This is a genomic window from Silicimonas lutimaris (assembly GCF_047314965.1).
GTDB lineage: Bacteria > Pseudomonadota > Alphaproteobacteria > Rhodobacterales > Rhodobacteraceae > JAVJUV01.
On the sequence record NZ_JBLBVK010000050.1, the window covers coordinates 98188 to 120404 of the forward strand.

At 59.9% G+C, this 22217-nt stretch carries 21 protein-coding genes and 1 pseudogene; 9 read left to right on the forward strand and 13 right to left on the reverse strand.

Going from position 1 to position 22217, the window contains the following annotated elements:
- Positions 1-19: 19 nt before the first annotated feature.
- The 8 genes from ACKLNI_RS12160 to ACKLNI_RS12195 all read right to left on the reverse strand — a co-directional run bounded on the left by ACKLNI_RS12160 (position 20) and on the right by ACKLNI_RS12195 (position 7926).
- Positions 20-1396 carry an SLC13 family permease gene (locus tag ACKLNI_RS12160; RefSeq protein WP_413719336.1) on the reverse strand — a complete coding sequence of 459 codons (1377 nt, stop codon included), beginning with the start codon at positions 1394-1396 and terminating at the stop codon, positions 20-22.
- 10 nt (positions 1397-1406) lie between these two features.
- Positions 1407-2378, reverse strand: coding sequence for a quinone oxidoreductase family protein (locus ACKLNI_RS12165; RefSeq protein ID WP_413719337.1), 972 nt, complete (start codon positions 2376-2378; stop codon positions 1407-1409).
- 13 nt (positions 2379-2391) lie between these two features.
- Positions 2392-2697, reverse strand: coding sequence for a DUF1330 domain-containing protein (locus tag ACKLNI_RS12170; RefSeq protein ID WP_413719338.1), 306 nt, complete (start codon positions 2695-2697; stop codon positions 2392-2394).
- 9 nt (positions 2698-2706) lie between these two features.
- Complete coding sequence (locus ACKLNI_RS12175) at positions 2707-4062, reverse strand: TRAP transporter large permease (RefSeq protein ID WP_413719339.1); 1356 nt, start codon at positions 4060-4062, stop codon at positions 2707-2709.
- 4 nt (positions 4063-4066) lie between these two features.
- On the reverse strand, positions 4067-4567 hold the full coding sequence (locus tag ACKLNI_RS12180) for a TRAP transporter small permease (RefSeq protein ID WP_413719340.1): 501 nt from the start codon (positions 4565-4567) through the stop codon (positions 4067-4069).
- 66 nt (positions 4568-4633) lie between these two features.
- The gene (locus tag ACKLNI_RS12185) at positions 4634-5695 is read right to left on the reverse strand and encodes a C4-dicarboxylate TRAP transporter substrate-binding protein (RefSeq protein WP_413719341.1); all 1062 of its coding nucleotides are present in this window, start codon (positions 5693-5695) and stop codon (positions 4634-4636) included.
- A gap of 141 nt (positions 5696-5836) precedes the next feature.
- A complete protein-coding gene (locus tag ACKLNI_RS12190; RefSeq protein WP_413719342.1) occupies positions 5837-6751 on the reverse strand; it encodes a dihydrodipicolinate synthase family protein in 915 nt (304 codons plus the stop codon).
- 11 nt (positions 6752-6762) lie between these two features.
- Positions 6763-7926, reverse strand: coding sequence for a zinc-dependent alcohol dehydrogenase (locus ACKLNI_RS12195; protein ID WP_413719343.1), 1164 nt, complete (start codon positions 7924-7926; stop codon positions 6763-6765).
- A 199-nt stretch (positions 7927-8125) separates the two neighbouring features.
- Between ACKLNI_RS12195 and ACKLNI_RS12200 the strand changes: the two genes are divergently transcribed.
- The 8 genes from ACKLNI_RS12200 to ACKLNI_RS12235 all read left to right on the forward strand — a co-directional run bounded on the left by ACKLNI_RS12200 (position 8126) and on the right by ACKLNI_RS12235 (position 16139).
- Entirely contained in the window at positions 8126-8812 is a 687-nt protein-coding gene (locus ACKLNI_RS12200; protein WP_413719344.1) for a FadR/GntR family transcriptional regulator, read from the forward strand.
- 125 nt (positions 8813-8937) lie between these two features.
- Positions 8938-9531, forward strand: coding sequence for a carboxymuconolactone decarboxylase family protein (locus ACKLNI_RS12205; RefSeq protein WP_413719345.1), 594 nt, complete (start codon positions 8938-8940; stop codon positions 9529-9531).
- 31 nt (positions 9532-9562) lie between these two features.
- On the forward strand, positions 9563-10678 hold the full coding sequence (locus ACKLNI_RS12210; protein ID WP_413719346.1) for a Bug family tripartite tricarboxylate transporter substrate binding protein: 1116 nt from the start codon (positions 9563-9565) through the stop codon (positions 10676-10678).
- 52 nt (positions 10679-10730) lie between these two features.
- Positions 10731-11297 carry a hypothetical protein gene (locus tag ACKLNI_RS12215; protein ID WP_413719347.1) on the forward strand — a complete coding sequence of 189 codons (567 nt, stop codon included), beginning with the start codon at positions 10731-10733 and terminating at the stop codon, positions 11295-11297.
- On the forward strand, positions 11298-12800 hold the full coding sequence (locus tag ACKLNI_RS12220) for a tripartite tricarboxylate transporter permease (RefSeq protein WP_413719348.1): 1503 nt from the start codon (positions 11298-11300) through the stop codon (positions 12798-12800).
- A gap of 15 nt (positions 12801-12815) precedes the next feature.
- A complete protein-coding gene (locus ACKLNI_RS12225) occupies positions 12816-13940 on the forward strand; it encodes a Gfo/Idh/MocA family protein (protein ID WP_413719349.1) in 1125 nt (374 codons plus the stop codon).
- The gene (locus ACKLNI_RS12230; RefSeq protein WP_413719350.1) at positions 13937-14863 is read left to right on the forward strand and encodes a TRAP transporter substrate-binding protein; all 927 of its coding nucleotides are present in this window, start codon (positions 13937-13939) and stop codon (positions 14861-14863) included. The genes ACKLNI_RS12225 and ACKLNI_RS12230 overlap by 4 nt, the downstream gene beginning before the upstream one ends.
- A 22-nt stretch (positions 14864-14885) precedes the next feature.
- Positions 14886-16139 (forward strand): LVIVD repeat-containing protein, encoded by a 1254-nt coding sequence (locus tag ACKLNI_RS12235; RefSeq protein WP_413719351.1) that lies wholly within the window; start codon positions 14886-14888, stop codon positions 16137-16139.
- A 51-nt stretch (positions 16140-16190) separates the two neighbouring features.
- Here the strand turns inward: ACKLNI_RS12235 and ACKLNI_RS12240 are convergent, their stop codons facing one another.
- Positions 16191-17123, reverse strand: coding sequence for a hydroxyacid dehydrogenase (locus ACKLNI_RS12240; RefSeq protein WP_413719352.1), 933 nt, complete (start codon positions 17121-17123; stop codon positions 16191-16193).
- 37 nt (positions 17124-17160) lie between these two features.
- A complete protein-coding gene (locus ACKLNI_RS12245; protein WP_413719353.1) occupies positions 17161-17877 on the reverse strand; it encodes a cytochrome b561 domain-containing protein in 717 nt (238 codons plus the stop codon).
- Between the two features lie 231 nt (positions 17878-18108).
- Here ACKLNI_RS12245 and ACKLNI_RS12250 point away from each other — a divergent pair, with 231 nt between their 5' ends.
- Positions 18109-18978, forward strand: coding sequence for an NAD(P)-dependent oxidoreductase (locus tag ACKLNI_RS12250; RefSeq protein WP_413719354.1), 870 nt, complete (start codon positions 18109-18111; stop codon positions 18976-18978).
- Positions 18979-19430: 452 nt separating this feature from the next.
- Here ACKLNI_RS12250 and dusA read toward each other — a convergent pair whose 3' ends face one another.
- The 3 genes and pseudogenes from dusA to ACKLNI_RS12265 all read right to left on the reverse strand — a co-directional run bounded on the left by dusA (position 19431) and on the right by ACKLNI_RS12265 (position 22005).
- The gene (gene dusA / locus ACKLNI_RS12255; RefSeq protein WP_413719355.1) at positions 19431-20435 is read right to left on the reverse strand and encodes a tRNA dihydrouridine(20/20a) synthase DusA; all 1005 of its coding nucleotides are present in this window, start codon (positions 20433-20435) and stop codon (positions 19431-19433) included.
- Positions 20436-20482: 47 nt separating this feature from the next.
- A pseudogene (locus tag ACKLNI_RS12260) lies at positions 20483-21364 on the reverse strand (integrase core domain-containing protein).
- Positions 21365-21438: 74 nt separating this feature from the next.
- Complete coding sequence (locus tag ACKLNI_RS12265) at positions 21439-22005, reverse strand: histidine phosphatase family protein (protein ID WP_413719356.1); 567 nt, start codon at positions 22003-22005, stop codon at positions 21439-21441.
- Positions 22006-22217 lie beyond the last annotated feature (212 nt).

Here is a 22217-nt window from a genome sequence, read left to right on the forward strand (position 1 = left end):
TAAATTCTTATGCCTGACATCAAGCAAAACCAATGAGTTGCCACCAGAAGTATGTCACAGGAATCCCCACGACGGTGATCGCCAGGGCAAGCCAGAGGCACAGGCGCAGAAATACCGCATTCGGCACCTTCGAAAGCGACATTGCCACGATCAGCGGCGGGGCCTGATACGGGATCACGGGCGTGGAAATGCCGATGATCTGGGTCATCGAGATCGCCTCAAGCGACAACCCGGTTGTCTCAGCCAGCGGCGCGGCGAAGGGCACGAGTACCGCGGGTGCAGCCGGCGCGGTCGTGAGGTGCGACAGCGCCAACGAGAAACCGTAGACAGCATAGACCGACGACAGCCCGCCTTGCCCGTTCAGCGGCAGCGCGCCGATGATGATGTCGGCAAGGCGCTGGTCCAGTCCGGCTTCTCGCGCAACGGCTACAACTGTCACGATCGAGGCAAAGAAGATCGCTGGCGTCAGGTCGATCTGTTCCCGCATGGCTGTCGGTTTCAGCATTCCGAACCGCGGCCAGATCACGATTGTGGCCGCCGCAAGCGCCACCCACGCAGGGGGGATCCCATGGATGAAATCGGTCATCCACATCAGGATCGCCGCAGCCAGCACGACGAGAAGGCGGCGTTGCTCAGGCCGGACCGGCTCATTTCCACCGTCAGCCGAAGCGATCGAAGAGACCGGTTCTCTCGTGAAGGTAACCATAAGCGCAACCAGCAGCCCGAACCTAAGGATGTTCACTGGCAACTGCTGGAGCAGATATCCGGAATATGTGCTGTGGATTCCATAGAGCTGATCCATCGCCCCCACGTGGACGATAGTCGGAAGGTTCGCGGTCAGAATGGTATAGGTCGGCAGCAGCGTGGCCGTTGCGGCGGTTGCGATCAATCCAACCGCACCACGCCCGTCCGAGGCAAGACCAAGCCGCTCGCCAAGAGCCACGGCGATAGGAATCATCACCACAATGCGTGGCATGGTTGACGGGATCAGAACGCCCAATGCCATTCCTGCAGTTGCGATCACAAGAATGGCTCTCGGATAGGACGGGCCGGTAAACTCGATCATCCGTTCCGAAATGCGCGCGGCAAGGCCTGTCGCAGTGATCGCGGCTCCGAGAATGATGCCCGAAACCAAAAGCCAGAAACCGCCCGACATGAAGCCGGAAAAGACAATTTCACGTGGGACCACTCCAAGCGAAAGAGCGGCAAGAAAGATGCCGAACGCCGTGACGATCTCGGGCACCGCCCGTGTCGCGAAGAGGACAAGCGCGGCGCAGCCGATACCGGCGGCCTTCCAGATGTCACCGGCGTCCCCCTGGTAAAGACCCCAAAAGGAAATCGTGGCCCCCAGGGCGACACCAAGGCTCGCAATTCCGCTGGCGGTCAATCCACGCAAGATGCCCGGCTCACGGCAAGAAGATCGTCGAACCGGTCGTCATCCCCGCCTCCAGATCGGCATGCGCTGCCGCAACCTCGGAAAGAGGACGTCGCTGGTTGATGTTCACCTTGACGTGGCCGCCGAGGATCATCTCGAATACCCGGCCCGCCGAATGCTCCAGGTCGGCGCGCGGTCCCACGTAATTGGCAAGCGTCGGCCGCGTGAAGTAAAGCGATCCGCCGTGCTGCAGCACGCTTGGGGCGACGGCCGGGGCTTCACCGGTTGTAGCGCCGAAGGAGACGAACATGCCATAGGTGGCAAGGCACGCCAGAGACGCTTCGAACGTCGCCTTCCCGATGCTGTCGTAGACAACGGGAACACCAACGCCTCCGGTAATTTCCTTGACCCGCTGGACGATGTCTTCGGATTTGCGGTCGATAGCATGGGCATACCCCTGCTCAAGCGCACGTTTGCAGTTCTCTGCCCCTGAGGTGACGCCGATCATCTCGGCGCCAAGGTAGTTGCCCCACTGCCCTGCGATCTGTCCCACGCCGCCGGACGCCGCATAGAACAAAACCTTGTCCCCCGGCTTCACCTTGTAAGTCCGCTCAAGCAGGTACTCGACGGTCATGCCCTTCATCAGGGACGCCGCCGCGATCTCGTCGGAAATGCCGTCCGGAATCTTCACGACACGGGCCGCAGGCGCATTTCGGGCAGACGCATATGCTCCCAGAACACCGCCATAGACCACCCGGTCACCGACATTGAGCCCGGTCACGCCGGCTCCGATCGCAATGATCTCACCCGCCGCTTCCAGTCCCAGCGGACTCGGCACTTTCATCGGATAGTAGCCAGAGCGCTGATAGATATCCATGTAGTTCAAACCGATGGCGGTCTGACGGATCTGCACTTCTCCCTCGCCAGGCGGCGGCAGTTCGATTTCCTCGATCTGCATGACCTCGGGCGCGCCCGTCTCATTCATGATTACGCGTTGTGACATGTTGCTCTTCTCCTCAGGTCGTAGCGTCGCCGCTTTCAACCACCACGGTCTGCACCTCACCGGCGCCATTGGCACGGCGGAAGGCGGCGGCGGCATTGTACTCTTCGGACTTGAAACATGCCGTCCCAGCTTCAAGCGTCGGAAATTCGATCACGACGAAACGGTGAAAGTACTCCGGGCCTTCCATGATCTCGTATTTGCCGCCCCGCGCCAGAACCTTGCCACCCCATTTCTCGATGATGGCCGGCACAAGATCGGTGTAGCGCTTGTATTCCACGGGATCGTTGATCTTGGCGCGGGCAATCCAGTAGGCGGGCATGTCGGGTCCTCACATCAGAAGATTGGGCAGGAAATTGGCGATGCTGGGGAACATTATGATCAGAAGAACCGCGATCAGCATCACCAGCCAATAGGGTATCGAGGCGTAGAAGATCCGTTGAACGCCGATCTGGTCGTCATTGATCGCTGCCTTGACTGTATAGACCAGAAGACCGAAAGGCGGGGTTAGCAGGCCGGCTTCGATGGCGATGATGCCGACGATGGCGAAGGACAGCTGATCAAAGCCAAAGGCGAGAGCGACAGGTTCCACGATTGGCACGGTGAGCAACATGATCGAGATCGAGTCGATGATCATTCCAAGGATGAACCAGATCAGGATAATGATCGCCAGAACCACAAAGGGCTCCAGACCGCTCGCCATGAAGAACTCGCGGATGGCATTGGTGACACCGGTCATGGCCAGCGTCCGGGAATAAAGCGCTGCCGCGAACAACAGGATCATGATTGGCGCCGCGGTCTTGCCGACCGAGTAGATGGCGTCGATGAATTCGCGCCAGCGCATCCCCTTGATCCATGCAAGGATCAGCGCAAGCGCCGCGCCGGCACCGGCCCCTTCTGTCGGTGTGAAGACACCGAACCAGATACCGCCGAGAACAGCGCCGATGATGCCGACGACACCGGCCAGTGAGGTCAGGAACTGTCCGGTCGGAAGCTCGACTTGGGTGCTGTCGAAGCCGTCTTCGACACGCACCTTGTCGTGATCGATATGGGCCGAGCCCTCTCCCACCAACTCGGGCTTCATCAAGGCTCGGACGACAATGTACAGAATGAACAATGTCGCCAGCAGGATACCCGGCAGGACTCCGGCCAGGAACAGCCTACCAATGGACTGCTCCGTCAGGATGCCCCAGACGATCATCAGAACCGAAGGAGGGATCAGCATGCCCAGGCAACTGGAGCCGGCAATTGCCCCCAGCGAGAAACCGCGGTCATAGCGGTGCGCCTTCATCTCGGGATAGGCAATCCGGCTGAAGGCCGCAGCGGAAGCAATGGAAACGCCCGTCACGAACGAGAAGACAGTGTTGCCAAGCACGGTGGCAATGGCCAGGCGCGCAGGGATCTTTTTCAGTCCCCTGTTTATCGCCACATAAATGTCGGTGATCGCCCCGGATCTGCCGATGAACTCTCCCATCAGCATAAACAGGGGGATCACCGCAAAGGTGAAATCCCTAAGCGCCTCGGCAGCTGTCGAAGCGAGGGTCGCCTCGACGATGCGCATCTTGCCGGTGACAAGATAGATGCCGACCGCGCTAGTGACGCCCAACGCGACGGCGACGTGGACGCCCAGAAGCACCAGCCCCATCAGGAGAGCGATTATCAGTCCGGCAGTTCCGAAATCGAACATCGCTTCAGAGTTCCATACGCTCGACCCGAAGGTCGAAGATTTCGACAATGGCCAACAGGATGTAATTTATACCCGCGAGTCCCGCTCCAAAGATGATCATCCACCGCGTAGGCCAGACCGGAACCCGCAAGGCGCCCTCGCCGTCGAACTCCCAGTTCGTGAAGGATCGCATCGCGGGTTTGATCCCGGCTTTCAGAAGGAAAAAGAACAGCGCGGCGCCCAGTGCGAAAGCAAAGATCAGTAACAGCTTTTGCACCGGCTTAGGCATCGCCGTGACCAGAAAATCCGCCCGAAGCATCGAGTTGCTGCGAACAGCGTATCCGATCTGAAGGAAGACGATCATCACCACCGAATTCGCCACGATCTCCTTCGTACCCGAGATAGGTATGTTCAGCGCCCGAGTGATGATGTCAGCCAGAATGAAGAAACACAGAAAGAATGCCCAGACAGCACCAAGGATCATCAAGAATTTGGTGAGCCGGTCACTCAGTCGAACCAATGCCATCGCGGCCTCTGCGTTTGGAGAATTCTGGACGCTCCGCCAAAGAGGCGAAGCGTCCGGCTCTTTCGGTTACTCGACCACGTAGCGCACCGGCCACTCGTAGCCGTTCGCTTCAGCCCGGTCGAGCACGAGGTTCAGGACCTGCTTGGCAGGAAGCCCCTGCGCTTCAAGCTCGTCGGCCAGCGACTGCGGCCATGCTGCCAGGCTCTCGGCCCATGCCTTGCGAACCGCCGGGTCGATCTCGGTCACGGTGATCAGCGTGCGGAGTTCATCGACAAGACGATCGTACTCCGACGCATTCACGATCCCGGTCTGCTGCTCATAGTCGGCGGCGACTTCGTGAAGGATCTCTTTGAAGTCGTCGGGCAGCGCGTCGTAGGTGTCCTTGTTGATGGTAAGTCCGTGCCACGTCATCGAACCAAAACCAATCAGCGTGTAGTAAGGACCCGGCTCGTAGAGCTTGAGGTTCACCCAAGCCGACGGGAACATAATCCAGCCTTCATAAACGTTTGTGTTCATCTCGGTGTAAGCCGTCGCCAGCGACGACTGCACTTCCGACACACCCGCCAGCTTCAGCCAGTTCAGGTTCAGACCGGCACCCGCGATCTTCTGGCCCTGAAGGTCCGAAAGATCGTCCCACGGGAACGATGTACCAAGGTTATAGCCGCCGTCCGCGATCCGGCTCAGCAGCACCTGGTTGAACTTGTCCTCGAAGACGTCCGTAAGGTACGGAACCTCGGCATAGACTTCCTGAGCGATCTTCAGCGACATTTCGGGGTCCATGGTCCCGAACGGCATCATCACCTGGAAGGCATGCAGAGGCAGGTTCGATGGCTCGAAGCAGAAGCAGAAACCACCGATGTCGATGATACCGTCCTGAACGCCTTCAAGCACCTCAGTGACCTTCACGATCGAGCCGGAATAGCCCTCGACGAAATTCACCGTGTGGTCGGTGCGGGCTTCGACGCGTTCCTTCAGCTCTTTCTGAAAATAGTTGATCATGAGCCCGGCATAAACCACGCCCGGCGGGTGTCCTGACCCGATCCGTAGTGTGATGTCCTCCGCCTTGGCTGCCGTCCCGAAGGACAATGCCGCGATAGCAGCGGCACCAGTTGCGAATAGTTTGTTCATCTCTTCCTCCCTTGGATGACCCTTATCCGATTTCGCCGCCTCCAATTTGCAGGGATCACGGCGCGGAACTCTCGATTATCTCACTGCTCACTCGGCTGGTATGTGTGGCCACCCGCCTCCGCTTTGTTGGTCGTGTCGTCCTCATGCTGCCGGCGCAGGGGCCTTCAGCCCGTCCACGTCGGCCTTGAGATTAGTGCGCTGCTCCGCGGTCAGCGGAACCAGCGGCGGCGCCATGCGCGTCCAGCTGTCATCGCCAGTACGCCACGCTTCCATTTGCTTCATGGCAGCCATGAGGGGGTATTTCGACGCCACCGCACGGGCTGCCTTTACAAGAGCGAATGCCTCGCTGTCAGGTCCTTCGCTTTTCGCCTGCTTGGCATAGTTCGCAAAAGCATTCGTCGAACCCGAGATGATGCCGGCGCACGCACCGGCAAGCCCTTCGAACAGGAAGGCCTCACTCGACGGATAGACGTCAAAGTCTGCATCGACACCGCCCGTGGCCTTGGCAAAGGCCAGCGACTGCGACATGTCTCCGCTCGAGTCCTTCAGACCTGCGATCACCGGCCCAAATGCCTTTTTGAGACGAACAACGACATCGACCGGGATCGGCGTCATCGACATCTGCGGGAAATGGTAGAGATAGACGCGCAATCGGTCATCGCCCACCTTCTCCACAAGCTGCGAGAAATAGGCATAAAGCCCCTCGTCGCTGGGGTTCTTGTAGTAGAACGGCGGAAGAACCAGAACGTTCGTAAAGCCGGCCGCGACGGCCGTCGAAGTCAACTCGACAGCGTCACCGGTAGCACATGCGCCGGTTCCGAAGATCGCGCGGCTCGGATCGAACCCCGCCTCCGCAAAGGCACCGGGCAATGCCAGACGGTCGCGCATCGAGATCGAATTGCCCTCGCCCGTCGTTCCGGTCGGAGCCACGCCATCGCACCCGCCATCGGTGATGAGATGATTGCAATAAGCGATCAGCTTCGGGATATCGAGCGATCCGTCTTCGCGAAATGGCGAGACTGCCGCCGCGTATATCCCTCGTATTGCCTTCGACATATTGGTTCGTCCTATTCTGCGGCTGCCGCCTTAGTATTGCTGTCTCGCATCGATACGACCACTTTGATGGCATCGTCTATCCGCTCGCGCGCATGGCGCAGCGCATTCGGAAGATCGTCCATCGGGAACGTGTGCGTATGGACCTTGGTCGCATCGAAACGCTTTTCGGCCATGAAGGCCATGGCCCGGTGCGTGGCTGATTTCCCTTCGCCCCGGATGCCGTAAAGGTAGATGTTGTTCACCGCAAGATAGCCCAGGTCGAACTGAACCGGCTTCTTCGGAAACGCCGCAAGGCACACCTTGCCGCCGCGGTTGGTCATATGAATGGCTTGATTGACCGTCTGCTCACTGCCGGCACAATCAACGACATAGTCGGCCCCCTTGGGTCCGACGATCTCCTTGACCCTTGCCATGACGTCTTCGTTGCGCGCGTCTATGGCGTAATCTGCGCCGAGCTCCAGACCAATCTTGTTGCGGTTCTCGCGGGTTCCGACCAAAACCACCGGACTGGCGCCCAGCGATTTTGCAACCGCAACTGCCAGAAGCCCGATTGGCCCCGGTCCGATCACCACCACGCTCTCGCCGGCAACCAGACCGCCAAGTTCGGTGAGGCCGTACATCGATGTCCCTGCCGTGACCACCAGCGTCGCCTCGGCATCCGACATGTCGTCGGGAACCTTGATCATCGTATTGATGTTGTTGACGGCATATTCGGCGAACCCGCCATTGGTCGTGAAGCCGTTGGCGCGATGCCCCTTGTTTCTCTCGCCGTAGTTGAGCCCGTAGTTGTGGCACGAGGTATACATGCCCATGCGACAACGCTTGCACTGACCGCAGCCTGCGTGAATTTCGACCGTGACCCGGTCGCCGATCTCGAACTCGTCAACACCCGGCCCCAGGGCTGCGATCGTGCCCATGTATTCGTGGCCCGGCGTGAAGTTCTTGTTGAACGGCGCACCCCCCTCGAACATGGCAGGCGTGCCATAAGTAATGATCTCAAGATCGGTCGCGCAGATTGCGACGGCATCGATCCGCACCAAGGCTTCGGCCCGCCCCGGCACGGGAACAACCTTGTCGACAAGTTTCAACTCGTCGGGGTCTCCCAATACCCAGGCCTTCATATGCTCCGGCACTGGCATCGCATCAGAGTATTTCACACCGTCGGCGTTGCGCATGATGACGCTGACCTCCCCCTGTTTTCCGGTCGAGTCGTTCGCATATTGGTTAACCAATATGCGCAAATCTGGACCAAACCGGATCCTTTTGTAATTTACTTACCCGGACGATCAGGTCAGGTAAACAAAATAATACTGTTGACTTCATAACTGGTCTGCACTCTTTCTAGAATACGAGTCGACACAAATTGGTTAACCAATGAACTACTTCAGTGCGACAAAAACATCCCGCGATGAATTGGCGAATTGGCTCGCCAATTCCGGCGCGACGCCTGGTGACAGGCTGCCACCGGAACGGGATCTCAGCGTGCAATTGGGCGTATCGCGGGGCGAATTGAGAAAGGCGCTGACGGCACTCGAGGCCGAAGGTGTCGTCGAGCGCCATGTGGGGCGCGGCACGTTCCTTCGCGCGCCCGCCGCCGCCGACAAGAGCAGTGAACCGCTTGTAATGCGTCTGGCGGAGATCACCAGCCCGCACGCCGCGATGATGGCGCGCCTCTCTCTGGAACCGGAACTCGCAGCGCACGCCGCCATCCACGCCGCGCCGCGACACCTGACCGAGGCCCGCGCACTTTCCGAGGGAATGCGCAATGCCGCCGACTGGACGGAATATGAACAGCTGGATGCACGCCTGCATGAACTGATCGCCGTAGCCTCCGGCAACCCCCTACTGGCCGAATTGCACAGGATCGTTAACGCGGTCCGGGTATCGGTCGTGTGGTCCAAGCTTGAACTCCCACAAGATGGACCACCGGCCGACTACCACTCTTTCGCGGAACATGACGAAATCATCTCTGCACTTGAAAGTCGTGACCGAAAAGCCGCCCACGCCGCTATGCGCAACCACCTGAAATCGGTGCGCGCGACATTCCTGAAGGATGACTGACACGTGATGGCTACCGACGCCCGGAACATTCCACATACGACGCGCGAAGCCGTACTGCCCGTCTTCTTGGGCCATCCCGATCTGACGGCCAGCCCGGCCCCCTGACCGACGAAGAGAGAAGCACGATGCCCCATGTCGCACCCGTAGATCTCGCAGCGTCGGAAGACGCGAAAGCGGATATCGAATGGCTGGCATCCGCGACGGGCTTCGTCGCGAATTCAATGCTGACGCTCTCGCACCGCCCCGAAATCGCCAAGGCCGTGCTGGGTCTGATCCGAGCCGTCGTCCGCTCGCCCGGAACAGTCGACCCGGCCCTCCGCTGGATGGTCGCCCACGTCACCAGCCTTTCGAACGGCTGCCAATACTGCTCGGCCCATACGTTCAAGAACGGTGCCGACAACGGCGTTCCCGAGGACAAGCTTGAAGCATTGTGGGAGTTCGAGACCAATCCGGTCTTCTCGGACGCAGAACGCGCCGCCCTTCGCGTCGCGGTCACCGGCGGACAGTGCCCGTCCTTCGCCACCGCCGAAGACATGGCCGAACTCCGCCGTCACTTCTCACCCGAACAGGTCGTCGAGATCGGCGCGGTAATCTCGCTCTTCGGCTTCAACAACCGCTGGAATGCGTTGATGGAGACCGACATCGAGGACAGCGTAACTTCTTTCGTGAAATCAAAGAATTATCATGGGCCCGAAACCTTGAAATCAGGCCAGAGCTGATCTCTCCGAGATCAAAATAAGGGAGGAAAACATGTCAAACTCAATCAAGAAAGGACCCAGCCGTCGGTCATTTATCGGCGGGGCGGCGGCAGGTTTCACTGCGCTTCAGATTACGATCCCGACTGCGGCTTTCGCCCAGTCCTATCCGGAACGCCCGATCAACGTTGTGGTGATGTATGCGCCCGGCGGCGGCACCGACACGATCATGCGCAAACTGGCCGAAGAGATGGCCGCCGCGAAAGGCTGGACGATCAACGTTCTGAACAAGCCCGGCGCGGTCGGCGGCGTCGCCACCCAGTTTGTCGCCGCAGCACCGTCGGACGGCTACACCATTCTCGGCGGAGCGAACTACAACCGGTTCGTTCGCGTGATGGGTCACGCTGACTTCACACCCTGGAAGGACTGGCTGCCGTTCAAGGCCGGCGCTGCGTCTGCATCCTGGTCGGTCCGCAAGGACAGCCCGTTCCAGACCATCGACGACGTGATCGCCGCCGCCAAGGCAAATCCCGGCGGGCTTACGATCTCCACCTCGGGCACCGGCGGCGTCTGGCACGAACTGGCGCTCATCATCGCGAACGCGGCGGGTATCGAGCTGAAATACGTGCCCTACAAGGGCGGCCAGCCTGCCACATTGGCGGGTCTGCAAGGCGAGACCGACATCGCCGGCGGCGGCCTGCACGAGCATATCGACCTGATCCGCTCGGGCGAACTGCGGAACCTCCTGCAAACGACCGGCAAGGACATCACGCTCGACGACGGAACAGTGCTGCCGACTCTCGGCACGGCGATTCCGTCCGCGTCCGGCACGCCGGTTGGCGCCACCTACAACTTCATGGTCAAGCGGGACCTGCCGCCGGAAGTGCTTCAGGAAATCTCTGATGCGTTCGTCGCCGCCGCGACTTCCGCAGGGTTCCTCGAGATGCTCGAGTCCCAGTACTTCATCTCCGATGTGAAAATCGGCGAGGAAGCGGATCGTGAAGGCGCACTCATGGAAGCGATCACGACCGAAGTCTTCAACAAGTACAAAGATCAGATCGGCGCCGAAGTGAAGACCGCCGCTGATTTGGGTTTGCCGGCGCCAGCCGACTTCGACACCTGGTGGCCGCCCGAGGGCTATGTCGCTCCGCCGATCAAAGCCAACTCCTGACGGAACTGCCGGAGCCGACTTTACGCCGGCTCCGGCAAACCTCCAGCACACCATGACCAACACCGATCAACCCGACGTCAAGTTTGAGGGAGAGGAAGCCGGATCCGGCTTTGCCTCTCCCACTCTCGATCTGATCGCCTCGGCGGTCCTGATCGCGATTTCACTGGTCATCATGGCCGCGTCTGTCGCGCTTCCGGTCCCCGGCGCACTCACCACCGCGCCCGGTCTTCTGCCCTTCATCGTGGCGGCGTCACTCTTGCTCATGGCCCTTGGACTTGGCGCCTCGGCATTGGCCCGGCGCCGCAGCGGCATCCACCTGCCGGCTTTCTCGGACCGGGACCTCGGCACCGACCTGCGATCGCTCCTGCTCGCCATCGCCGTCGCGGTCTATATCGCGGCACTCCAGTTTCTGGCCTTTCAATACATCTTCTCCGTGTTTGGCACGACGCTTCGCCTGACAGCGTTCGAACCGGCGACGATCATTGCACTTGCAGCGATCATCCATGTCAGCTGGCGGGGCCCGATCTGGATCACCGTCGCTGTGAGCGTCACATGGACGGTCATCCTGTCACTGGTCTTTCAGCTGATCTTCCGCATTCCCCTGCCGGGGAGCTTCTAGATGATCGACGGACTTCTGCTGGCGCTTTCACCAAGCCTGCTTTTCATGACCCTTGCCGGGGTCTGCCTTGGAATAATCTGGGGCGCCCTGCCCGGCCTTTCGACCACTATGGCGATGGGCCTTCTGATCGGCCTCTCGGCCGGGATGAGCCAGGATGTCGCCATTTCCTTCATGCTGGGGGTCTACACAGGCAGCGTGTTCGGCGGCGCGATCTCGGCGGTTTTGATCAATATCCCCGGAACGCCCGACGCAGTGCCGACGATGATCGAAGGGCATCAACTGGCACAGCGCGGCGAAGGCGGCCAGGCTCTTGGAATGGCCATCGCTTCGTCCTTCATCGGCGGTGGTATCGGGATCATTCTTCTCATCATGTTCATTCCACTGATCCTGACCTTTGCCCTGAATTTCAAATCGTGGGAGATGTTCTGGCTCTCCGTGATCGGAATCATGGTCGCAGGCACCATGGCGGCGGGGTCAATGCCCCTGAAAGGCTGGATCGCAGGTTGGCTCGGCATGCTCGTCGCGTTCGTTGGGCTGGACGAAATCCACGGCGTTCCGCGCTTCACCTTCGACTCATTCGCTCTGTTCGACGGGATATCCTATGTGGCAGTCCTGATCGGGCTGTTCGGTCTGGCCGAGATCCTGCGCACCCTGCCCAACAAGGAACTGCCCACGATTCCATCAGAGGTGGGGCGCGTCTTCCCGCCATTCCGTCTCCTGGCGAAATACTCGCCCGCGGCTGCGCGTTCCGGCATACTCGGCACCTTCATCGGAGCGATCCCCGGCGCAGGAGCGAACGTCGCCTCCTTCCTCGCGTATGATATCGGGCGCCGTCGTGCGAAACCGGAGGAGCGCGAAAAGTGGGGCAAAGGCAGCTACCAGGCACTGGTCTGCGCCGAGACGGCAAACAACGCCAACATCGGCGGATCGATGTTGCCAACCCTCGCACTCGGCATTCCGGGCAACGCGGCGGCGGCGGCACTTCTGGCCGCGCTCACACTGAAGAACGTCGTGGTTGGCCCGACGATTGAGCTCGACCATCCCGGCCTGATCTACTTCATCTACGCCTCCCTCATCGTGGCGAACTTCCTGATGTATCTGGCCGCTTTCGCCCTTATCGCGCCTTGCGTAAAACTCTTCAGCCTGCCGCGCGGCATTCTTATGCCGTTGATCCTGCCGGTGTGCATCATCGGAGCCTATTCCGTGAAACTCTCTATGTTCGACGTCTGGATCATGTTTGTGTCCGGTCTCGTCGGCTGGCTGTTCACGGTCTTCAAGTTCCCGGTGGCGCCTATCGTGCTGGGCGTCATCCTCGCGCCCCTTGCAGACGAGAACCTGCGCCGGTCGCTGCTCATTTTCGAAGACAAGACAATAGGCTTCATCCTGTCGCAATGGATCGGCACCTTCCTGATGCTAGCAGTGCTGTTCGTCGTGCTCGAAGGCGCGCTCCGCGTCTTCCGAAGCGCCCATAAGCGTCCGGACGAGTTGTTGTCCGACCAATGACAAAAGGAACCAGGAATGCAGGAGCGTAAGGAAATCGGCCTGGCCATCGTCGGCTGCGGCACCATAGGACGAATTCGTGCGGAGCTTGCCCGCGCCTACCCGGGGGTCGGCTGGATCGGCCTGTGCGACCTGAAGTCCGACATCGGCCAGAAACTTGCCGACGACGTGAAGGCCGATTTCTTCACCACGGATTTCCGCGAACTGCTCCGCCGTCCCGAAGTGACCGCGACGATCATCGCGACAGACGAGAACTTCCATTTCGACCCAACCATGCTGGCAGTCGAAATGGGCCATTCGCTCTTCATCGAAAAGCCCCTCGCCACCGACGCGCGGCAATCGGCGGAAATCCTCGGAGCGATCGAGGCGGCGGGGCTGGACGCAGTTATCGGCTATACACAGCGCTTCCGCCGCCGGTTCCTCGCCGTAAAGGAAAGGCTGATCACGGGACAAATCGGCGACGTCCACACCGTCGTCACCCGCGCCTTCATGAACCGCATGGTTCCGATTGCCACTGTCCGCCGCACCCAGGAGCGGGCAACACTGACACCGATGGTCGTCTCCGGCACTCACAGCCTCGATATGTCGCTTTGGCTGATGGAAGGGAAAAACCCGGTCAGCGTCTACGCGCAGTCGACCGACAAGGTCCTCGGCGAGTGGGGAACCAAGGACTCCACTCTCGGCATCTTCACGATGGACGACGGAACGATTTTCTCCATGAACATCTCCTGGGCCCTGCCCGAAGTCTGGCCGGGGGCGGTCTATGGCATCGAAATCGGCATCGTGGGGTCGCAGGGCGTGATCGACATCGAAGACACGCACCGGGACCTCGTGATGGCGACCAATGTCGCGCAGGGTGCCGGATATGCCCCCGAAGGCTACAAGGCCCCCGAGCGTCACGTCGACTTCCTCACCAGCTACCCGCCCGGCGATCTGCACGGGGGGCAGCTTTGGGGTCCGATGCGGGAAGAGACCAACGCCTGGTATCAGCGCCTGTACACCGGCGCCGCCACCCCACACGCGACTGCGGCGGACGGGCACCGGAACCTGCTCCTGACCATGGCAATGGACCTTTCGGCAAAGCGTGGCACGGCCGTCGCCCTGCCGCCCGATCCGGGCGAACTGATGGATGAACTGACATGATTGAACTCAAGTTCGGCGGCTATCAGGGCGACAAGTCCGTCCACACGCGCGGCGGACGCGTTCTTGCCGAGGCGGTGGCCGAGGAAACCAACGGTGAGGTCACTCTGACCTTCGACGAAAACATCGTCTCGCGCGGCCACAAGGCGGCCGACCTGCTTTCGATGACCGAAAGCGGAGAACTCGACGGCTGCTATTTCTCGTCAAGCTATCTCGCCAACCGTGTCCCGGAACTCGGCCTGTTCGACCAACACTTCGTCGTGCCCGACCGCCGCCGCGCCTACGCGCTTCTGGACGGCGCGCTGGGAGACCGGCTTCGCTCCGAGGTGGCGGCTGCCACTGGGTACGAAGTGCTTGGCTACTGGGACAACGGCCTCCGGCACATCTCAAGCGCAAGGCCGATCAGAAGCGTTGAGGATTGTCAGGGGCTGAAGATCCGCACGCTGGCGAACGAAGACCACCAGCGCGTGTTCCGCTCTCTCGGCTTCGATCCCAAGGCCATCGACGTCCGCGACCTGCCCGATGCGGTCAGGACAGGAAAGGTCGATGCGCAGGAGAACCCGCTGACCAATATCCTGAACTTCAACCTGCACGAGTCGCACAGGCATATCCTGATGACGCGGCATCTCCTTGGCGTCGCCCTTGTGCTCTTCAACGCAGAACGTCTGAACAGCCTCACCCCCGAACATCGCGCCGGGCTCCAGCGGGCCGTCGACCGCGCATCGCAGGCGCAACGCCGCTTCGCCGAGGACGACGACGCGATCTGCAGCGCGGAATTGCGGGCCCAGGGCGTTGAAATTACCGAACTCGACGACGCCGGACGAGCGGCGTTCCGCGAAGCGACACGCGCCGAAGTGGAGATCACGCGCAGCCAGTTTTCGCCCGAGTGGCGGGAATTGTTTGACAAGGAACTGAGCGCGGCCTGAACCGCAAGACCGGAGGACCACCATGACACAGGATCTGCCGAAACCGGATTACGCTAGGAACATGAAACTCCTTGGATATTCGGACCAGGGAGGACGTCCCGACGGCGTGCAAATCATGGTCAACAAGTGCCATGCAATCATCGGGCACATGTTCTCCGACGGCTTCAGCGTTGTCGACTGCCGCGATCCGCGCAATCCGAAACCCGTGGCCTATATCCCAGCTCCTCCCAACACCTGGAACATCCATCTGCAAAGCCACGAGGACCTGCTTCTGGTCATCAATGCCAAGAACATGTTCGCTTCCGCGGAATTCCAGAACGAGGAAGAGTACTACAAGGGCAAACTGGGCAAGAAGGTCGGCACGGCGGATGCAGCTTCCACGGACCGGAACTGGACGGCCGGCATGGCGGTCTACGACATCTCGAACCCGGCCGAACCGAAAAAGATCGGCTTCATGAATGTCGAAGGCGGCGGCGTCCACCGGATCTGGTACGTAGGCGGACGTTGGGCCTATGCCTCTGTCCTGCTCGACGGATTCACCGACTACATTTTCGTGACCATAGACATGGCCGACCCGACGAACCCGAAAGAAGCCGGGCGCTACTGGTTGCCGGGAATGAACGCCGCGGCGGGCGAGGAACTGTCGGAGGATCAGGCTCGCGCGGGTCTGCATCATGCGATCGTTCATGGCGACACGGCCTATGGCGCATGGCGCGATGCCGGGCTGGTGATCATGGACGTCAAGGATCGCTCGAATCCCGAATTGATCGTGCATCGCAACTGGTCTCCGCCCTTCGGCGGCGGCACCCACAACGCCCTTCCCCTGCCCGACCGGAATCTTCTGGTCGTCGCCGACGAGGCCGTACTGGATAATTGCGCCGACGGCATAAAACACATCTGGCTGTTCGACATTCGCGAGCCGTCAAATCCGGTCAGCATCTCGACCGTACCGCTTCCGGACGACGCCGACTACGTCAACAAGGGTGCGCATTTCGGCCCGCACAACATACACGAAAACCGGCCCGATGGACTGGTAAGCGATCAGCTCATCTTCGCCACGCAGCAAAACGCCGGCATCCGCGTCTATGACATTTCGAACGAATACCAACCCAAGGAAGTCGCCGCATTCGTGCCGCCGGAACCCCAGAGGCTCATGGACCGCCGGCCCAACCGTACGAAGGTGATCCAGTCGACCGACATCTGGGTGTCGAAGGAAGGTCTGGCGTATGTGTCGGACTACAACGCCGGTCTCTATATCGTCGAGTATACCGGCTGATTTCCAACGCCCGGCGGCAACCGCCGGGCGTCTTCAATTCTCCTGAAAAACTCAGCCGCGCATCACGCGACGCACATTCGCCGCCGCGACTTCGGCAATACGCCGGTTCGACTCCTTCGTCACCCCGGCAACATGAGGCGTGAGGATCAGATTATCGATTCCTTGGAACAGAGCGCAGACCTCGGGCGTGATCGGCTCGACATCCAGCGTATCCAGCGCAGCTCCCGCAATCTGACCTGACCGCAACGCCTCCGCGCAATCCGCTTCGTTGACGATCCCGCCCCGCGCCGAATTGATCAGAACGGCTTCGGGTTTCATGCGCGCGAACTGCCGCTTGTCGATCAGATCGATGGTCTCGGGCAGTTTTGGACAATGAAGCGAGATGACATCCGCTTCCGCCACCAGATCATCCAGGCTGACCCGCCGCGCATGTTCCCATGCGGGATGATTGTCGGGCATCATGGCGTCGTAGGCGATCACTTCCATTCCCATGCCGCGCGCCTTTTCGCCCACGACCTGACCAATGGACCCGAACCCCACAATTCCCATTACTCGACCGGCGATCTCCGTCGAACCCGCGAATTTCGGTCTGTCCCATGCACCGGCCACGACATCCGGCGTCGCGAAATAGGTCGGTCCCCGCAAAAGAACCATCGCCGTGGCGATCACGTATTCCGCAACCGAAACGGCATTCGCGCCAATCGACGGACAAACCTCGATCCCCCGCGCCTTGCACGCCTCGACATCGATGGTGTCAAGGCCGACGCCCATGCGCGCCACGACCTTGAGGTTCGGCGCGGCGTCCAGAAGATCCACATCCACGCGCGTTCCATTGCGCACGACGATGGCCTTCGCACTGGCGATTTCGCGCTTCAACTCGTCCCGCTTGCTCCACAAATCGGGATCCCAGTGTGTGTCGAACTCGGCGATCAGCCCTTCGGCCACGCCTTTATCCATGAACTCGCTGATCAGCACGTCAGCCATGCTTTGCCTCTCCTTGAAATGACGCGCGCCGAACCCGTTACAGGAACTCGCGCTCCTTGTTGTAAGGGTGTTCCATCCCGTAGCCATGCACCGCGCGATACCCGTCGTAACGACGCTCGAAGAATTCCATCACGACCCAGAACGCCAGGAACAAGAAAGGCAGTGCGAATACGATCTTGGCCAAGATCGGCATCGGGTATTGCATCAGTCCCGAACCGATAGCGCCCACGGCACAGAACAGCGTGAAATAACCCGCAGTCTTGTGATAAGCCTCGAAAATCCGCCGCCGCGTCGTGCGGCTGTAGTGATCTCCATGCCAGGTCGACGGATCATTCGGGTCGGCCTTGTTATAGTACTTCCCGCCATGAGTGCCGCGCATCAGACCGGCAACGATCTGCACGACGGCAAGAATGACGGTCATGCTCCCCAGTATGGCGTGAACCGATCCGCTGAACCCGCCGCTGACAACCAGCGCCACCGTCACCCCGGCGAGCGTCAGAAACACCGCCAGAGAAAGCCCGTATTTATGCGTGCTGAACCACCACCATTCGATGTGCTTGATATGCACCTGCCGGCGCAGCCCGAACTCGGTCGGTCTCGGCTTGCCGTACCGGATAATGGTGATGCACAGCGGAACCAGAACCAACCATATGCTGACCATCAGGATCGCGTGATAGTTCCAGTGAATCTCGATCGTCCGGCCAAGGAAATCGATATAGACCTCTTCCTTGATGTGGGGCATTTTTTCGAACATTTGGGGCTCCCTCGCTGTCGTTTTTCGCGCCCCGGAGAGCGGGCATTTTCAGTCGCTTCAGTTTCAGTGACAGTCCATCAATAGAATACCGAAATACATGGATTTTTGCAACAGCAGGAGGCCCCAAAACACCTTGTTTTTCATTGAAAATTCGGCATTCTGGAGACGAAAAATCGACAGCTTCGATCCGATCCGGATCACGCTCTGGAAAACCACCGAAGGGAGCATGAGATGACCAAAACAGTCGGCGTGATCGGCCTGGGAAATATGGGGCGCGGAATTGCCAGGAACATCGCCAAAGCCGGCCACGAACTGATGGTTTGGGATGTCTCCGAGGCGGCCAGAAACGCCTTCGCGGAAACCGCCCGCATCGCCACTCCCGAAGAGATGGGCGCAGAGGCGGACATCGTGATTTTCGTGGTCCCCGGTTCAAAGGAAATCGACACGATCCTTGACGGAATTCTCGAAAATGCGCGACCGGAACTGATCCTATGGGATTTCACGACATCCGATCCGGTCTACACCAAGCGCCTTGCCGCCCGCGCCGCAAAGGTCGGCATTCCCTACATGGATGCGGGCATGACCGGCGGAGGCGCGAAAGGCGCCGACGAAGGCACGATGACGTTGATGATCGGAGGCGAGCCGGACGTTTTGGAGCGCTCGCGGCCCGTGCTCGAATCCTGCGCCGGCACCCTGATCCATCTCGGCCCTTCCGGGGCCGGGCACACGATGAAGGTGGTCCACAACCTGATCACCCACACCAACTTCCTTGCCTGCTCCGAAGCCGGGCGGCTTGCCGAAGCCGCGGGCATCGATCTGGCCGACATGATCAAGGTTTTCAACGCCGGGAACGCGAGAAGCTTCATCTCGGAACGTCGCTTTCCCGATCACATCCTCTCCGAGACTTGGGACGGCCGATCCCGCATCTTCAATCTCCGCAAGGACGTCGGCATGGCGGTTGCCTTGTCCAAGGAACTTGGCAGCCCAATGCGGATCGGCCACCAGACCCTCGCCTGGCTCCAGGCCGCCGTGGATGCAGGCATGGAAGAGGAAGATTTCACGCGCCTGTACCCCATGCTCGACAAACTGGCCGAGAAATAAGCGGGCATTCCGGTATTTCCGAGCATCTCTGCAAGCTTGAAATAGACAAATAATTCATTCTCCCGAAGCTTGCACCCACTTGCAATGCCGAGACCTGATATCGCATGTATTAGACAATATATTTTATAATTAAATCAAACTGTTAACGTTCAATAATTTATGCAATTTATCAACCTCTTGACTGGAAATTCGGAACCAGAACAACCAATGAAGCTCCGAACACAAGAGCGGCACGCTACGGGAATTCTGATGTGAATGTCGAACCATAAGAACTGTTGATTTTTCCGATTTTTTCCAAATTGAAGCGTCACAAAACTGTAATGCGCATTCATGGATCAAACCGCCCAACCTCAAGCCAAAGCCTTTAAAACCATCGCAAGAACCTCTCGTAGGCCCTCCAATCTCTTAAGACTTGTCCCCGCCCCACGAAGCCCCGCCAACGCTCCCACGCGTCAGGCCGCATCGCGCTGGTCGATTTCCTCCAAGGCTGTCAGCAGCAGATCGATTCCGGCGCCCGGCTTCGTGGCCCCCTCGGACAGAATACGCCGCCACGCGCGTGCCCCGGGCCGCCCCAAGAACAGACCCATCATATGGCGCGTGATCGAGTGAAGCCGGCCACCCTCGGCCAGATGCGCCTCGATATGGGGGATCATTCCCAGCACAACCTCGCGCGGTTCTTCATATGGGTTCGCGCCCCCGAATACCCGCCGATCCACATCGCCCAGGATGTCCCATGGCGAATGGTAGGCTGCTCGGCCGATCATGACTCCGCCCACTCCAGAATCAAGCAATTCTGACGCTTTATCAATGGATTCAACGCCGCCGTTAATGCTGATGTGAAGCTCCGGAAACTGGGCCTGCATGGCGAAGACCAGACTGTAATCCAGAGGCGGAACCTCGCGGTTTTCCTTGGGCGACAAGCCCTGAAGCCATGCCTTCCGCGCGTGGATGATTACGCGACGCACCCCGGCGGCCTGAACTTTCTCCAGAAAATCCGGCAGCACGACCACTGGGTCCTGATCATCGACACCGATCCTGCACTTGACGGTCACCGGCACGTCCACCGTGGCGATCATCGCCGCGCAACATTCCGCAACGAGGTCCGGTGTCTTCATTAGAACCGCTCCGAATGTGCCCGACTGCACCCGGTCAGACGGGCATCCCACGTTGAGGTTGATCTCGTCATACCCCTCGCCCTCGCCCATCTTGGCCGCCTCGGCCAATTCGGCCGGATCCGACCCGCCCAACTGCAGCGCAACCGGATGTTCGAACGCATCAAACCGCAACAAATGCCGCGCCCCGCCCCGGACAAGCGCCGGAGCCGTCACCATCTCGGTGTACAATAAGGCCCGCCGCGAGATTGAACGATGCAGGAACCGGCAGTGCCTGTCGGTCCAGTCCATCATGGGTGCGACGGACAGACGCCAAGGTACGATATGATGCGGTTTTCTTTCCATTGCTGACGTTTACTGATCTGCCCCAATCAAGTGGTCCGGGTTCATTCTTAGTGCATGACGGGTCGTGGCGCTACGGCTGGCGTAGCCGGCGAAATGGCTCCGGATGGCGAAGTCGTCCACCGGACGACCTCGGAAGCTGCCGGCCGGTAGCCTAGGGATGAGTCCTGCCGCTCGGTATTGTAGTGCTGGCGCAAGCTTTCAAAGACGATCCTCGCGTCAGCCAGGCCTTGGAAGATTTCGCCGTTTAGCAGCTCGTCCCGAAGCTTCGCGCTGAAGCTCTCGCAAAAGCCATTCTCCCACGGGCTGCCCGTCTCGGTGTTGGCGACCCTGGCGTCTATGGCTTCTATGGCGGCGATTCACTCTCCCACCCCCTTGGCCACGAACTCCGGAACGTTGGCGGAACTGATGTGATCCGGGAAGCCTCGCAGGATGAGCTGATACGACAGCACATCGATGATATCCGTCGACCGGAACTTACGGTCGATCCGGATCGCCAGGCACTCCTGGGTGAACTCGTCGATCAGGTGGAGCGTTCGGAATCTCCTTCCGTTTGGTAGATCGATGCTGACCAAGCACTCCGCAGGCAAACCCTGCCGAGACCCGGAACTTCTGCCTGACCTGGTCGACGCAGGTACGGCAGCGGGAGGGCCTCAGAAGTTTCCGCGGGCAATCTCGGCGAGGATCGGCTTCTCCAGCGTGAGAACCGACACGGCCTTCCGCAGCCGCTCGCCCTCTTTCTCAAACTACTTCAGTTACTTAGTGTGGCTCGTCTTTAGCCTTCCGTATTCCTTGCACCACCGATGGCAGGCGAACTGCATGACGCCGATCGACCGCACTGCCTCAGCCACCGACTGGCCTTGCGACGCCAATACGTCGACCTGCCGTAGCTTCGCGACGATCTCTTCCGGCTTGTGCTTCTTCTGGGGCATTTCTCGATCCTCCATCAGGCTCGAAAGCCTACTTCAGGGAGGACCGCTTTTCAGGGGCCGGCCGCAGGAGCCAACTAGCGGAACGACATGAGCGTCGTGCAGGATGGATCGCGAAAACGCAATTCAATGATGCTACCTGTATTGGGACGATACTTCCGGCAGCGGCAGGCGGTATCGAAATCCATGCATGACACATGTCCGAAGATCATACGGTTGAGCCAATAGTGCCCAACAACGGCAACATGGGCGCTGGATGGTTGCAAGCTGGCAAGGAACTCGCCTGCGCGCCTCCAGACGTCGATCAATGCTTCTCCGCCGGGGACCGGATCATGCGCATGCGCCTTGCGAAGCTTCAGTCCGAGCTCTTTCTTTGTCCGGCCTTCGTAAACGCCGAAATCGAATTCCATGAGACGTGGGTCCGTCTCGATGTCCAGACCCAGTTCTTCTGCCAAGGGACGCGCCGTTTCCATTGCCCGCGACAAGGGACTTGAAACAACGCGCTCTATCGAGAGAGGGGCAAGGTCGCGCATGATGTCTTCTGCCATCCGTTGGCCTTCGTCGTTCAACGGCACGTTCGAGCGACCGGCGAAGGTCTGGCCGCTTGTCGTGGTGGTGCCGTGGCGGATCAGAAAGAGCGACACGGCCGGAGTTTCTCGTAGAGGGACGCCAGGCGTTCGGCCGAGGCGCTCCAGTCGAAGCGGGCCGACTGCAACTGTCCTTCCCCCCTAGAACTGGGCCATTACTTTGGCCGCGAGAGGGGGATTGGGCATGGCGAGGAAGCGACATTCAGACGAAGACATCTTGAAGCTGCTGCGTGAGATTGAGCTGAAGCTGACGGCTGGTGGTGATGTGG